The following is a 13,918-nucleotide window of genomic DNA, read 5'->3' on the forward strand; positions in this document are numbered from 1 at the left end:
TTGTTCATCGCCTATTGATCCACCATCTGCCACGCACCGCCGCAACCATTCCTCCGGAGTTATCCATGCGTTTCCTTTCCGCGTTCAGCCTTCTGCTCCTTGCCGCTTGCAATCCCCCGGAAACGGGCGATCCGTCGGCGCCGAAGGTTGCGCCGATACTCACCACCGAAGACGCGCGCGATGACCAGACGTTTGCGGAGCCTGAAAAAGCGCGAGTGACACATATCGATCTCGATCTCGATCTCGATTTCGAGCGGGAAATGGTCAGCGGCAGCGCAATGCTGGATATCATCGCCGACAAGGGCGTCGACACGGTTATCCTCGATTCCGACGGCTTGAAGATCGATTCGATCAGCGATGCCGACGGCAAACCGCTGCAATACAAGGTCGGCGACATTGTCGAGGGCAAGGGCGCGCCGCTGTCGGTCGAGATGGGCGATGCACGCGAAATTACCATTACCTATTCGGCCAGCGATGCAGCGGCGCTGCAATGGCTTGCACCCGAACAGACTGCCGGAGGCAAGCATCCCTACCTGCTCAGTCAGGGGCAGGCGACGCTGAACCGCACCTGGATCCCGACGCAGGACAGCCCAGGCATTCGCCAGACATGGTCCGCGCGGATTACAGCGCCTGAGGAACTGACCGTCGTGATGTCCGGCCTGTCCGAAGACGATCCGGAAACGCTCGACGATGGACGCCGCGCGTTCACATTCGAAATGGACAAGCCGGTTGCGCCCTATCTGATTGCAATTGCCGCGGGTGATATCGTGTTCAAGGAACTGGGGCCGCGTTCCGGAGTATGGAGCGAACCGTCGATGATCGACGCTGCTGCCTCTGAACTTGCCGATACGGAAGCAATGATCGATGCGGCGGAAAAGCTGTACGGTGACTATCGCTGGGGGCGCTACGATATGATCGTTCTGCCGCCTTCATTCCCTTATGGCGGGATGGAAAACCCCGTCATGACGTTCCTGACGCCGACCTTCATCGCCGGTGATCGCAGTCTGACCGGCCTTGTCGCGCATGAACTGGCGCACAGCTGGTCCGGCAACCTCGTGACCAATGCCAACTGGACCGATAGCTGGCTGAATGAAGGTGTGACCTCCTATTTCGAAAACCGGATTGTCGAGGAAATCTACGGCAAGAAGCGCGCCGATCAGGAGGCCGCGCTGAGTTTCGCCGCGATCGAGGAAACCTTGGCCGAAGTTGGCAACGATGCGCCGGGCACCGCCTTGCACCAACCGGCAAACACCGACCCGGTGGGCAGCGCGATTGTGTATGACAAGGGGGCATTCTTCTTGCGAACTGTCGAAGGCATCGTCGGCCGCGACCGGTTTGATGCCTGGCTGACGCAGTGGTTTGACAACCATGCTTTCCAGCCTGCGACGAGCGCAATGATCCTCGCTGACATGGAAGAAAACCTGGTGAAGGACGAGGCCGAGGCGGAAAAGCTGAAGCTGCGGGAATGGATTTACGAACCCGGCTTGCCGGATAATGTGGCGCGTCCGGGCGCGGCCGCGTTCGCAGAGGTTGACGCGGCAGCGAAGGCATTCACGGCGGACCGCACTCTGGACACTGCATCCTGGGCCAAGTGGACGTCAGCCGAACGCCAGCGTTTTCTTGCCAAGATACCGCGCAAGATGAGCAATGCCGATCTTGCTGCGCTCGACGACGCGCTGTCGCTGTCGGGTTCGGGCAACAACGAAGAATTGTTCCTGTGGCTCGAACTGGCAATGCAGAACCGGTATGAAGCCGCGGTACCGACAACCGAGAAATTCCTGACCGAGGTCGGGCGCCGCAAGTTCGTCGCTCCTCTGTTCGAAGCGCTGATGGATCAGGGCAGTTGGGGCCAGCCAATCGCCAAGCGCATCTACGCCAAGACACGGTCCGGCTATCACGCCGTTACGCGCGGCACTGTAGATGCGATGGTGAACGGCTAGCATCTAATTCGACGCACAAGAAAATTTGCGTTGCATCGCAGGACTTTTGCCCCACAATCGGCGGCAAGATGCTGCGCCAGTATGAACTTGTAGAACGGGTCCTCGAATACGATCCCGACGCCGATGAGGCGCTGCTCAACCGTGCCTATGTGTATACCGTACAGAAGCACGGCAGCCAGAAACGCGCGAGCGGTGACCCATATTTCAGCCATCCGGTAGAGGTCGCCGGGCTGATGACCGATCTTCAGCTCGATCAGGAAACGATCATGACCGCGCTTCTCCACGATACTGTGGAAGACACGCTGGCCACGATCGATGACATCGAGGCGAATTTCGGGCCAGAGGTTGCCCGCCTCGTCGACGGCGTAACCAAGCTGTCCAAGATCGAAGCGATGCCGGAAAACGAACGCGCGGCTGAAAACCTGCGCAAATTCCTGCTCGCCATGTCAGAGGATATCCGCGTCCTGCTGGTGAAGCTGGGCGACCGGCTGCACAATATGCGCACGCTCCACTTTATCAAGAAGGAGGAAAAGCGCCAGCGCATCGCGCGTGAGACGATGGATATCTACGCCCCCCTGGCTGAGCGGGTGGGCATGTATGAATACATGCGTGAAATGCAGCTGCTGGCTTTCGAACAGCTGGAGCCGGAAGCGTATCGCACCATCACCGGGCGGCTGGAACAGATCCGGATGCAGGATGGCGGGCAGGTTGATGCGATTGCCCTGGCAATCAAGCAGGCGCTGGCCGAGACCGGGCTGAATGTCGAAGTTTCGGGACGGGAAAAGCACCCCTATTCGATCTGGAAGAAGATGGCCGAACGGCATGTCTCTTTCGAACAGGTCACCGATATCATGGCGTTCCGGGTCATCACCGAAAGCGAAGCGGATTGTTATGCGGCCATGGGCGTGCTGCACACCGTGTGGCAATTCATTCCCGGGCGGTTCAAGGATTACATCTCCACCCCGAAAAATAACGGCTACCGCAGCCTGCATACCTCGCTGATTTATGAAAACTCCATGCGCGTCGAGGTGCAGATCCGCACCCGCGAAATGCACCAGCGAAATGAATTCGGCCTGGCCGCGCATTGGGCCTATAAACAGGGCGACAAGCCCGATGGTGCAGTCGGCTGGCTGCGCGACCTGATCGAAATTGTCGATGCCAGCCATGATGCCGAGGAACTGCTCGAACACACTCGCCTGGCGATCTATCAGGACCGTATTTTCGCCTTCACGCCCAAAGGCGCGCTGTTCCAGCTGCCCAAGGGTTCGACGCCGGTCGATTTCGCCTTTGCAGTGCATACTGATCTGGGCGCGCAGACCGTCGGCGCGAAGATCAATGGGCGGCACATGCCGCTGCGCACGCCGCTTGGAAATGGCGATGTGGTCGAGATTATCAAAGGGTCCAGCGCAGCACCGCAGCTAAGCTGGCTGGGTTTTGTCGTCACCGGCAAGGCGCGGGCCGCGATCCGCCGCGCCGTGCGGCTGAAAGAACGCGCTGAAGTCGCCGAAATCGGCAAGAAACTGTTCGATGAAATCGCCACCCGCGTCCCGGCCAAGATCGGGAAGAAGGCAATCCGCGAGGCTGTCAAACGGCTGGAGATGGAGGATGAAGAAGCCTTCATGTACGCGATTGGCGCGGCCAAGCTGGAAGACCGCGAAGTGATGGAAGCGCTCGTCCCGGGATGCACCAGCGAAATGGAGCAGGGCGAAGATTGGGCGCGGCAGGAACGCGCAATTTCCATACGCGGACTGACTGCCGGTGTCGGTTTCAAACTTGCTGAATGCTGCCACCCGGTGCCCGGCGACCGCATCGTGGGCCTGCGCAAGGCGGGCGAGGGCGTAGAAGTCCATGCAATCGACTGTTTCGAACTGGCCAGCGGGATCGATGCTGACTGGCTCGACCTGTCATGGGGCAAGGCCTCGAAAGGCGCGATCGGCAAACTACGTGCCACGCTTTACGACCGGCCGGGTGCGTTGGCGGAAATGGCGGGCATATTCGGGCAGAACATGGCTAATATCCGCGCGCTGGAACTGTCACAAACAGAACACCCTTTCGGCGTCTATGAGATAGACCTCGAAGTGCAGGATCTGGCGCACCTTACCCGCATCCTCAGCGCACTTCGGGCGAGCGATGCGGTGGCGCAGGCTGAACGTATCTGATGGGCGTTGTCGGGTTAGATCACGTCCAGATCGCGATCCCGGCAGGCGGTGAAGATGCCGCGCGTGAATTCTTCGCCGGTCTGCTCGGGATGGCAGAGGTGCCGAAGCCCAGCAATCTTTCATCCAGTGGTTGCTGGTTCGGAAGCGGATCCGTTGCCATACATGTCGGTGTCGATCCGGACTTTACACCTGCGGGCAAAGCACACCCTGCGCTGCTGGTCGATGACCTCGCGGAACTAAGGCAAAGGCTGGACGAAGCGGGTTTCGAAACACGCGATGACAAACCGGTCGAGGGATATGCACGGTTCTTCACCTACGACCCGTTCGGCAACCGCATCGAATTGATGCAGCGTCTTTAAAGCAGTTCCAGCTGCACCATAACTGCATCGCCTTCAGCCAGCTCTTCAGCGCGCAGCACCTTCTTGCTGACTAGCAGAATCCATTCGCTGGACTTGCTCTGCGGAAACACTGAGCTTTTCCAGCGTGTATCGCCAATGCTGGCGAATACTTTCACCGATCCGAAGCCGCGCCGCGCGCCGAGTTCCAGACGCAGCAGCCGTTCGTGCATAGCAATCGCTTGCGCATCCTCACCTGTGATCGAGACAAGATGATAGGTCCCGCGTTCGCCCTGCCAGCGCCGCATTTGCGTGCGGCAGGTCAGGATTTCACTCACTGGCCGTCACTGATTGGCAGCGCGCCGGATTGGCACGGGGATATTGCAGATATCGGCACCGCCAGCTGGGACGATGAAGAACGGATCGCGCCGGTTGGCCCGGGCATCCGCATATCGGGCGAATGCTTCACCTTCCGTGGAAAGGTATTCGAATGCAGGCCGCTCGCCTGCGGAGAGGTCGCTCGCGACCCGGATCGACATTATCGGTGTGCGTTTCTCCGCTTCGTCTTCAGTATAGAATCCAAGTGCACCCGATCCGCGCGGCAGGCTGGAGAGGTGCTCCATGCCGGAAATGATGCGTCCGACCAGCGCGATATTGCGGTCAAGGTGGCGGGGCGCTTGGCCGATAACCGTGTAGAGTTCCGCGCCAGATCCGGTGTCGGGGGAATAGCCGCGCCCAACCCCGACCATGCCATAGCAATGTACGGGCCAGAACTGCTCGTCTTGCCCGGCAATCGGCCAACCATTCGCGATCACGGCAATTTGTGAATACCGGTCTGAGAAAGTGGCTTGCGCGTATTGGCGCGCATCCTCTTCACCAAGCCCCTGCAAGACTTCGAAATCGGCTCCGCCGGCAATCAAACCAACCATTGTCGCAGCTGATTGAATACGCATTTTTGACGGGCCGTCAGCAGCAAACGCCGGAGATGTATAATCGTCTTCTTCCATCACCCGTAGCCCTTCGGGCAGCGGCTTTGCGTCACCTTCCGCCTCCGGATTGTCATAATTCGGGTCGCCCCACTGGACGACGTAGTTATCTTGCACCCGGTTGACGGTGATATCGTCGTACCAACCGGCCCGCGCGAGAGTCCGGATATTTTGGGTCCACCCTTGGCTGAACGGAGCGGGCATTAGCTGGATGATCACTTCGCGTGCGTTCCCCTCTGCATCGGGGGCGAGTGTCATCACCAGCAGGTCTTCTGCGGCAATCGGTATCCAATCATCAGCAGGCGCAGCGTCCACTATCTCGTTCGGCGAAGGGGCCGGCTGTTCCCCCGCATCCTGTGCCAATACGGGCGCGGTTAGTGCGAGCGCGAAAGGCGCGGCGAAGGCGGCGGCAGCGGCGGCCAGTGTCAGGTTCTTTTTCATGGCTGCACCTTGGCAAAGGAAACTGCCTTGCGAAAGGCCCGACACGCGGCTAGTGCGCGCCTTCTGCCAGAAATGGCACGCGGACACGTGGCCGAGTGGTCGAAGGCGCACGCCTGGAAAGTGTGTAAAGGGGCAACTCTTTCGTGGGTTCGAATCCCACCGTGTCCGCCATAAAAAGGGTCCCGCAAGGGGCCCTTTTTTGTTGCGTTCGGGTTTCCTGATGCCTTGAATTCACAAACAATTGCGCTGCAAACTTGCAATCGGGCTCTGGTGAAGTCAGCGTAACAACGCGGGCAATGAGGGCTGGCCGCGCAGGGGACATCCGATGAGGGCATCTGGGCGATATGACGTCATTGTTGTTGGTGGCGGCCCCGCCGGGGCAACCATGGCGTGGGCGCTGGCGCAGCAGGGAATCGATGTCGCGGTTCTGGAAAGGGCCAGCTTCCCGCGAGAGAAGGTGTGCGGCGACTTTGTCGAACCTGCCGGTTTGCGGATCATCGAGCGGATGGGCTGCGCCGATGCGCTTGGCCTGAAATCACGGGCGAAGATCGACAAGGTCAGGGCCTATTACGGCCCGCACATAGCGTACCAGAATGATGTGGCTTATTACGATGGCGAGGCCGGAATGCCGCCCCACGGCCATATCGTGCCGCGTCACGAACTCGATACTGCCTTGCTGGAAAATGCGGCGAAGGCCGGAGCAGACGTGATCCATCAGGCGCTGGTGCGCGAAGTGCACCGCGAAGACGGGCTGATGCGGGTTGATGCCAAGGTCGGCAAGGGCAACAAAAGCTTTACCGCTCCGGTCGTTGTGGGCGCAGACGGGGTGCAGTCGGTGGTTGCCGCACACGCTGGCCTGAGGCGCGATGACAAACGTCACATCGGCATTTCGCAGCGGGTCTATCTCGATGGGGTCGAGATGGATGAAAGCGAAGCATGCATCTGGTTCGATGAAGACCATTACCCGGGATACGGATGGGTCTTCCCGACCGGCAACGGGCGCGCAAATGCCGGTATGGGCATGTTGAGCGAAACGACCGAGCGGTTCGGCATCTCGTTGCAGCAATCCTTCAGGGAAAGCATGGACCGTCTGAAATACCGGCATCCCGGCTGCGCCAACGCTGTCATGGCGACCAAGCCGCTGGGCGGGGCGGTTCATATGTATGGCGGTATTACCCGCAATCACTTCGCCGGCGGGATTCTGGTGGGGGATGCCGGCGGCTTCGTCGATCCGATGACCGCAGAAGGCATCACGCAGGGCATGGAATCGTCCATCATTGGTGCTAGCACGATTGCTGCGGCGCTGGAGCGGGAGTCGTTCGAGGAAGCGGACTTTGCGCGCTTTGATGATGATTTCCGGGACTATTTTGATCACGGGATGCTGTATCTGAGTTTTTACGCCACCATGATGCGCAACCGGCATTTCGGTGATTTTTTCCTCAGCATGACGCAGCAGGGTTTCGAACGGGCACAGACCGACCGAGAATTTGCGCGCGTGTGCGGGACCGGGTTCGGCGGCTTGAATGTTCAGCCGGCCGCGATCGCGTCGCAGCTCTGGACGGGCATTGCGCGTCACATTGCAGAAGGCGGCGCGGCAGTGCTGGCTGATCTGGTGGCCGGGCGCGGAATTCCGCGCGACGGTTTCGTAGGCGACTGGAATTTGTGGCAATCCGGCTGGCGGGCCTCGGTTGATGATGACCGCGCCTGGCACATGTCATGGCTGGCTGACATCGTCCGTGCGGCGATGAAACTTGGTCCATCGTTTACACGCAAGGAAAATCCTCGGCTCAAAGGCCCCTTCGCAGCGGAGCTTGAATCATGACGGATGAAACAGTCGTAAAAACCTCCAAGACAATGCCCGCCAAGAGCGGCAAGGCAGCGAAGAAAGCCGCACCTAAGCGTGTGGCCAGAACGCCGAATGCAAAACCCGCAAAAGCGAAGGCCAAAGCTGCCAAAGGCAAATCTGTTGCGGTGGTGGGCGGCGGGATCGCTGGCCTTTCTTCTGCAATAAAGCTGCTGAAGGCCGGGTTCGAAGTGACGATTTTCGAGCAGAACGAAAGGCTCGGCGGGAATACCTCGTCCGAGCTAGTCGCCGGTGTCGAGCACGATGTGTATCCGCATATGTTCTGCGACTGGTACGACAATTTCTGGGACCTGTACGAGAACGATCTTGGCCTGAGCAGGGATGATCATTTCGAACCGCGCGCAGGGGTGAAAACACTGCGCGAAGGGTCCAAGACCTATGATGAATTGCTCAATCCCACGACGCTGCAGGCGATCATCGCCAATCTGAAATCAGGCTCGCTTTCACCAGCGGAAATGTTCCTGATGGGATATTCCATGGTCGACCTTGCAGGCTATCCATTCGACCGCGAGGGGATGGCCCAGCTTGAAAAGCAGAGCGTGAACGGCTTTCTCTATTCCACCAGCTACGCGACTGAAGAGGTTGCCGAACTGGAAAACTACATGCTGGAGGTGATCTGGTCGATCAACAGCGAGCGCACCTCTGCCGCGAGCTATCAGGACTTTATCCGGCACACGCTGTCTTTCCCCAACGGCGCACCATTCGCGTTCATGCTGAAGAACGATTTGAACACCGGGCTGGTGCAACCGATCGCTGACCTGATCGCGCAGATGAAGGGTACGGTTAAGACCTCTACCGAGGTAACCGCAGTGCGGCTGGTGGATGACCGGCCCGTGCTTCACTGGCGCAGTGCAGGTTCCAGCGGACGCGGCAGCTCGGGCGGCTTTGACGAGGTTATAATTGCAGTTCCCTGTGCCCCGCTGACCGATCTGGTGATGGGCGGTACTCGCAATCTTGCGGGCGACCGGCTGATCGACAGGGAGCAATCCCTGGCGCAGGTGCGGCGGCTCAGCTCGGTCGCGATCCCTGTGATCGACCTCTACCTCAATCGAAAGCTGCCCGATATTCCGCCGGAGAACATCGGGCTGACGGGCGCAAATTACGGGCTGTCGGTCGTCGATATCGCCCAGCTTTGGCCCGAAGGTGAATTTGGCGGCAACACCGCGCTGGTCATCGCCGCTTCGGACGGGGAGGCATTGCCGGGGCACAATTTCGAGGCGCAGGCATGGTTCATGCTGCAGGAACTGCGCAAATTCTATCCCGACATCGATATCGGCACGAAATGGGGCGATCCCGATTGTGATATCGACTGGGCCAAGACGCACGCCCGGTCCAATACCGATTACGCCCTGTTCTTGAATGAAGTGGGTGGTTGGGACTGGAGGCCTTGCACTGCCTATCCCGGTACTTTGCCAGGCATCTTCTTCGCGGGCGATCTGGCGCAAAGCAATGTTGACATGGCCACTATCGAAGGCGCGGTCGAGAGCGGCGTGCTGGCCGCCGCAGCGGTGCAAGCTTTCGATGCTGAACGTACTGGCCAAATGCGCGGCAAGCCAATCGAACTGATTAAGCATCTGACCTATGGCAACACCGCTCTGCGGGCGGCGAAATTGGCACTGATGCCGTTTGCCTATCTGGCCAAGGGCTGGACCTTGCTTGAAGGAAGCCCGCCAAAACCTGATCTGAAATACCTCGGCAATTCACTGCAATCCGACCATCTTCCGCTGTTGCCGCTGCAATATATCGTCGACTGGTGGACGACCGCTTACTGGTTCTGGAACAGTGCGCTAACGGGTGACGAGGGACCCGAGAAAATCGGCCCGCGGAACAATGGCGATGACGATTTCATCGGTCTTGGCGCTGCGCTGCTGATGGTTGCCGGGGAATTCGCAAGCTATGCGACCGAGAAATGCGCCGAGGGCAGGGCCGAGGGCGCGGAAGGTAAATCCCGATCGGCGGTTGAGGATGGCTCTGACGAAGGGCTGGATGGGCTCGCCCGACGGGCAGGGCGGATGACCGCCGATTTCCTTTCCCGCACCGGTTCCCCGGCGCAGCCCGATCCAACGCCGAGACAGCGCCGCTGGCGCGTAAAGCGTTGAGAGACAAGCTATGACAACAGGATTTAAATCGTGAACTCAGGACTGGACTCCGTAACTGCAGGCATCGTTTCTGATCTCGGTTTCGAGGATGAAATGGACCGCGTGCGCAACCTGCTGAACGGCTGGATCGAACAGGTTGGGCAAGACCTGAAGCCGCTTCTGGAATGGCAATTCGTGGAAGGGTCGAAATACTTCCGCCCCCTGACGATTTTCGGTTGTTACCGGGCAGCGATAGGCGGCGACATACCCGACAGTATGATCCGCTCTGCTGCGGTGCTGGAAATGATGCACAACATGACGCTGATCGTGGACGATATCCTCGATCATTCGGACGAACGGCGCGGTATTCCCTCGCTCCATGCGAAGTTCGGCATGTTGCCGGCCCTGATGGCGTCGGGTTTCATTGTGGCCGAAGGGTTCGAAATGTCGGCTGAAGACCCGCACGATATCCGCCTGTTTGCCGATCTGGTGAAGCGGCTGGGCGTTGCTGAATGCGCGCAGTGGCGATTGCGCAGGCAGCCGCTGGGCGTTGCCGATTGGGAGGATATTGCGGGCGAGGATACAGGTTCGATGTTCGAAACCTGCGCCTGCCTTGCGACCCGCGACGAAAGCCTGCGGCGTTTCGGCAGGCTCATCGGGATGCTCTATCACGGCTGTGACGATGTCGGCGATGTCAAAGGGTTGGAAGGGCTTGGCGGCGGAGGCGAGGAGGATCTGCGTGACGGTATCCTGACGTTGCCAGCGTCGCTTGCCATTCAGGACCGCGAGATTTGCGATATGTTCTGCAAGCCCGATCCGTCACCGGCGGAACTCGACCGGATCAAACACGCCATGATCGCTCAGTTGCCAGCCGCCGACGCACACCTCGACAAGTTGGCAAAAGATGCGAAGTGGCAGGCGCAGACGAAGACCTCCGATCCGAAGGTGCTTGAGGAACTGGTGGATTATACGCGCGAGCTATCTCGCAGATAGAGCGGGCGGGTTTCTGCGTTTCCCTTCCGACAGGTTCTTGTGGGCAGGGCCGCTTAGTTTGGCTATCGCCGCCTGGCCTGAATTTGGGCTTAGCGTTGTGCCGGGATGCCGCGCTGATGATCTTGTAAAGCCCGTCTGCGGAGGCAAAAATGGAATCGATCGGTGCCAATCTGGAAGAGATGAAGCGCACTCCGCTGGCTGAAGAGCACGTGGCGGCGATCCGCAAGATTTCCACCGAGCGCTCGTACAAGGCCGGTGAGTTCGTGGCCGAAATCGGCGATCCGATGGACCGGTTCGTCTACGTCACCGAAGGCGAGATCGAGGTCGTCAATCCTTATACCGGTGAGCGCTGGCTGGAATCCAGCCTTGGGCCCACGCAGTTCATGGGCGACATCGCGTTCCTCAATTCGGGAACTTTCACTCTGCCGATGCGCGCTGCGAAGGATACCCGCACGCTGGAGGCACCGCGTGACAAGATGCTCAAGCTGATGAGCGAGAATCCAGAACTGTCGGATCACGTTATCACTGTTTATTCCGCGCGCCGCCGCAAACAGTTCGAGGATCACCGTAGCTCGATAAAACTCATTGGTGCGGAGCGGGATGGCAAGGTTCAGGAAATCGCCAGCTTCCTCGCGCGCAATCACGTGCCGTTCCAGTCGTTTGATCTGGAGGATAGCGATGAAGAGGCTGTTCGGCTGTGCAACTTGTCGCAGCACAAGCCATCGGTGGTCTATTCGAAGGACCACATCGTGGAGGATCCGTCGCCGCGCAAGATTGCCCGCTTGCTGGGCCTGGACTTGGAAGTCGAGAAAGGAATTGATGTCGACGTGCTGATCGTTGGCGGCGGGCCCGCAGGTGTCGCCGCAGCGGTATATGCCGGGGCAGAGGGGCTGTGCGCTCTGGTTATTGAAGACACTGCGATCGGCGGTCAGGCCGGTACCTCCAGCAGGATTGAAAACTACATGGGTTTCCCGACTGGAATATCGGGGTCTGACCTGGTCTATCGCGGGCAAATCCAGGCGCTGAAGTTCGGTACCAGATTTGCCATGCCGCGCCGGGTGATTGCGCTGGAAAAACGCGAGAACGGATCATTCTGCGCAAAGCTGGATGACAATGGCGAAGTCTGCGCAAAATCGGTTCTGGTCGCGACCGGCGTGCAATATCGCAAATTGCCGCTTCAGGGCCGTGACGCGTTTGAAGGGTCTGGCGTTTTCTATGCCGCGACCGACATGGAATCGCGGTTCTGCCACAAGAAACCGGTTGCGATCATCGGCGGCGGCAATTCGGCCGGGCAGGCAGCCATGTATCTGGCGCGTTCAGCCCATCATGTGCACTTGCTGGTTCGCGGCGAAAGTCTGGCGTCGTCGATGTCATCGTATCTTAGCGAAAGGCTCGATGCTGAAGAAAACGTGACGGTCCACTATCAGACAGAGGCGACCTGCCTGCACGGTGATGACTGGCTGGAGGCGGTCACGCTGAAAACGCCGGACGGCGAAGAGAAGATGGATTGCGGCGGCCTGTTCATCATGGTCGGAGCAGAGCCGAATTCCGCGTGGCTGTCGGGGCTGGTCGAACTGGATGAAAAAGGGTTTGTCATCACCGGTCAGGATGCCGGGCAGCATTCACCATACGAAACCGCGACGGACGGGATTTTCGCGGTCGGCGATGTCAGGGCCGGGTCCGTCAAGCGGGTGGCCTCTGGCGTGGGCGAAGGTTCGGTGGTTGTTTCTGCGATATGGAACCACGTGAATGCAGGCGGGGACCGACCTTAAGCCGCTCCCCGCCTGATCACATTTTCAATCAGACGAAGTCTTCTACCCGTTCGATGATGATTGCGGGGGCCATGCCGCCTGCGGCGCACATGGTGACGAGGCCGTAACGCCCGCCGGTGCGCTCAAGTTCGTCAAGCACTGTGCCGATCAGGATTGAGCCAGTTGCGCCGATCGGATGGCCGAGCGCAATCGAACCTCCGTTGACATTCACATTATCCCAGCTGAGGCCGAGGTCGGTTACGAATTTATGGGCGACGACAGCAAATGCCTCGTTGATTTCCCAAAGGTCGATGTCGTCCTTGGTCAGGCCGGCTTTCGCCAGCACTTTCTTCGCCGCCGGGACCGGTGCGTTGAGCATCAGTGTCGGGTCATCGCCCATATTAGCGGTTGCGACGATCCGCGCGCGAGGCTTCAGGCCGTGCTTCTTCGCATAATCTTCCGATGTCACCAGAACACCTGCCGCACCGTCGACAACACCGGAACTGTTGCCTGCATGGTGGAAGTGCTTGATCTCGAGGTCGGGGTATTTCTGGTTCACCAGACCGGCAAACGTGGTGCCGTTGGCATCCAGCGGCACATTGGCGATCTTGCTGAACGCTGGCTCCAGCTGAGCCAGGCCTTCGCGGGTTGTTTCCGGGCGCGGATATTCATCCTTGTCCAGAATGACATTGCCTTCATCGTCCAGCACGGGGACCACGCTCTTGTCGAATTTACCAGCCTTGATCGCGGCATCTGCGCGTTGCTGGCTACGATAGCCGACCTCGTCCAGTTCTTCGCGTGTGTAGCCTTCGATGCTGGCGATCGCATCGCCGCAAATGCCCTGGTGCGACTGCGGGTGAACCTTTTGCAGGCGCTCGTTATAACTGCCCATCATCGGCGGCTTCAGGCCGGCTGCCATCTTTTCCTTCGACATCTGGGCAGTCAGGCTCATCATTTCGGTGCCGCCGGCGACAACGCAGTCTTCCATCCCGCTCATCACCTGCGCTGCGGCGAAGTTTACCGAGGTAATTCCGCCGCCGCAGAACCGGTCCAGCGTGGTGCCGCTGGAGGTAATGTCATAGCCCGCATCCAGTGCCGCCATCCGGCCCAGATCGCCCGCCTGCTTGCCGTCCTGGGTTGAAACCGACCAGATAACATCATCGACGGTGCTGGTATCGAGATTGTTGCGATCCTTCAGCGCCTTCATCACGGTGGCGGCCAGATGCTGCGGATGCTCGTTCGCAAGCGAGCCCTTGCCGACTTTCCCGATTCCGCGGGGGGTGCGTGCTGTGTCGATGATATAGGCTTCGGCCATAATGATGTTCCTTCCGGCGTGAAAATTCGGTGTCAGCGAGCGTGGACAAGCTGGTT

At 59.3% G+C, this 13,918-nt stretch carries 10 protein-coding genes and 1 tRNA gene; 8 read left to right on the plus strand and 3 right to left on the minus strand.

Features of this window, described 5'->3' with window-relative positions; all coding sequences use genetic code 11:
* The first annotated feature begins 65 nt into the window (after positions 1–65).
* The 3 genes from GRI43_RS00760 (at position 66) to GRI43_RS00770 (ending at position 4,458) form a co-directional block, all read left to right on the plus strand.
* Entirely contained in the window at positions 66–1,940 is a 1,875-nt protein-coding gene (locus tag GRI43_RS00760; protein WP_160729219.1) for a M1 family metallopeptidase, read from the plus strand.
* A gap of 68 nt (positions 1,941–2,008) precedes the next feature.
* Positions 2,009–4,099: a RelA/SpoT family protein gene (locus GRI43_RS00765; RefSeq protein WP_160729220.1), complete on the plus strand. Its 2,091-nt coding sequence runs from the start codon at positions 2,009–2,011 to the stop codon at positions 4,097–4,099.
* The gene (locus GRI43_RS00770; protein WP_160729221.1) at positions 4,099–4,458 is read left to right on the plus strand and encodes a VOC family protein; all 360 of its coding nucleotides are present in this window, start codon (positions 4,099–4,101) and stop codon (positions 4,456–4,458) included. Before GRI43_RS00765 ends, GRI43_RS00770 begins: the two co-directional genes overlap by 1 nt.
* Here the strand turns inward: GRI43_RS00770 and GRI43_RS00775 are convergent.
* Entirely contained in the window at positions 4,455–4,772 is a 318-nt protein-coding gene (locus tag GRI43_RS00775; protein WP_338089989.1) for a DUF1905 domain-containing protein, read from the minus strand. The two genes, GRI43_RS00770 and GRI43_RS00775, sit on opposite strands and share 4 nt — an antisense overlap.
* A 6-nt stretch (positions 4,773–4,778) precedes the next feature.
* Positions 4,779–5,861 (minus strand): peptidylprolyl isomerase, encoded by a 1,083-nt coding sequence (locus GRI43_RS00780; RefSeq protein ID WP_160729222.1) that lies wholly within the window; start codon positions 5,859–5,861, stop codon positions 4,779–4,781.
* A gap of 81 nt (positions 5,862–5,942) precedes the next feature.
* Here GRI43_RS00780 and GRI43_RS00785 point away from each other — a divergent pair.
* From GRI43_RS00785 to GRI43_RS00805, 5 genes are all read left to right on the plus strand, one after another.
* A tRNA-Ser gene (locus tag GRI43_RS00785) sits at positions 5,943–6,032 on the plus strand.
* A 154-nt stretch (positions 6,033–6,186) separates the two neighbouring features.
* Positions 6,187–7,683, plus strand: coding sequence for an NAD(P)/FAD-dependent oxidoreductase (locus tag GRI43_RS00790; RefSeq protein ID WP_160729223.1), 1,497 nt, complete (start codon positions 6,187–6,189; stop codon positions 7,681–7,683).
* Positions 7,680–9,824, plus strand: a complete 2,145-nt coding sequence (locus GRI43_RS00795; RefSeq protein WP_160729224.1) for an FAD-dependent oxidoreductase — start codon at positions 7,680–7,682, stop codon at positions 9,822–9,824. Before GRI43_RS00790 ends, GRI43_RS00795 begins: the two co-directional genes overlap by 4 nt.
* Before the next feature lie 30 nt (positions 9,825–9,854).
* A complete protein-coding gene (locus GRI43_RS00800; protein WP_160729225.1) occupies positions 9,855–10,796 on the plus strand; it encodes a polyprenyl synthetase family protein in 942 nt (313 codons plus the stop codon).
* Positions 10,797–10,945: 149 nt separating this feature from the next.
* Positions 10,946–12,568: an FAD-dependent oxidoreductase gene (locus GRI43_RS00805; RefSeq protein ID WP_160729226.1), complete on the plus strand. Its 1,623-nt coding sequence runs from the start codon at positions 10,946–10,948 to the stop codon at positions 12,566–12,568.
* A 28-nt stretch (positions 12,569–12,596) separates the two neighbouring features.
* Here GRI43_RS00805 and GRI43_RS00810 read toward each other — a convergent pair whose 3' ends face one another.
* Positions 12,597–13,862 carry an acetyl-CoA C-acetyltransferase gene (locus GRI43_RS00810; RefSeq protein ID WP_160729227.1) on the minus strand — a complete coding sequence of 422 codons (1,266 nt, stop codon included), beginning with the start codon at positions 13,860–13,862 and terminating at the stop codon, positions 12,597–12,599.
* Positions 13,863–13,918: the final 56 nt, after the last annotated feature.

Source organism: Pontixanthobacter luteolus (genome assembly GCF_009828095.1).
Classification (GTDB): Bacteria; Pseudomonadota; Alphaproteobacteria; order Sphingomonadales; family Sphingomonadaceae; genus Pontixanthobacter; species Pontixanthobacter luteolus.

Excerpts from the sequence above, each read along its gene's own strand:
- GRI43_RS00760 (WP_160729219.1), top strand. The coding sequence starts at position 66 with ATGCGTTTCCTTTCCGCGTTCAGCCTTCTGCTCCTTGCCGCTTGCAAT.
- GRI43_RS00765 (WP_160729220.1), top strand. The coding sequence starts at position 2,009 with ATGCTGCGCCAGTATGAACTTGTAGAACGGGTCCTCGAATACGATCCC.
- GRI43_RS00770 (WP_160729221.1), top strand. The coding sequence starts at position 4,099 with ATGGGCGTTGTCGGGTTAGATCACGTCCAGATCGCGATCCCGGCAGGC.
- GRI43_RS00780 (WP_160729222.1), bottom strand. The coding sequence starts at position 5,861 with ATGAAAAAGAACCTGACACTGGCCGCCGCTGCCGCCGCCTTCGCCGCG.
- GRI43_RS00790 (WP_160729223.1), top strand. The coding sequence starts at position 6,187 with ATGAGGGCATCTGGGCGATATGACGTCATTGTTGTTGGTGGCGGCCCC.
- GRI43_RS00795 (WP_160729224.1), top strand. The coding sequence starts at position 7,680 with ATGACGGATGAAACAGTCGTAAAAACCTCCAAGACAATGCCCGCCAAG.
- GRI43_RS00805 (WP_160729226.1), top strand. The coding sequence starts at position 10,946 with ATGGAATCGATCGGTGCCAATCTGGAAGAGATGAAGCGCACTCCGCTG.
- GRI43_RS00810 (WP_160729227.1), bottom strand. The coding sequence starts at position 13,862 with ATGGCCGAAGCCTATATCATCGACACAGCACGCACCCCCCGCGGAATC.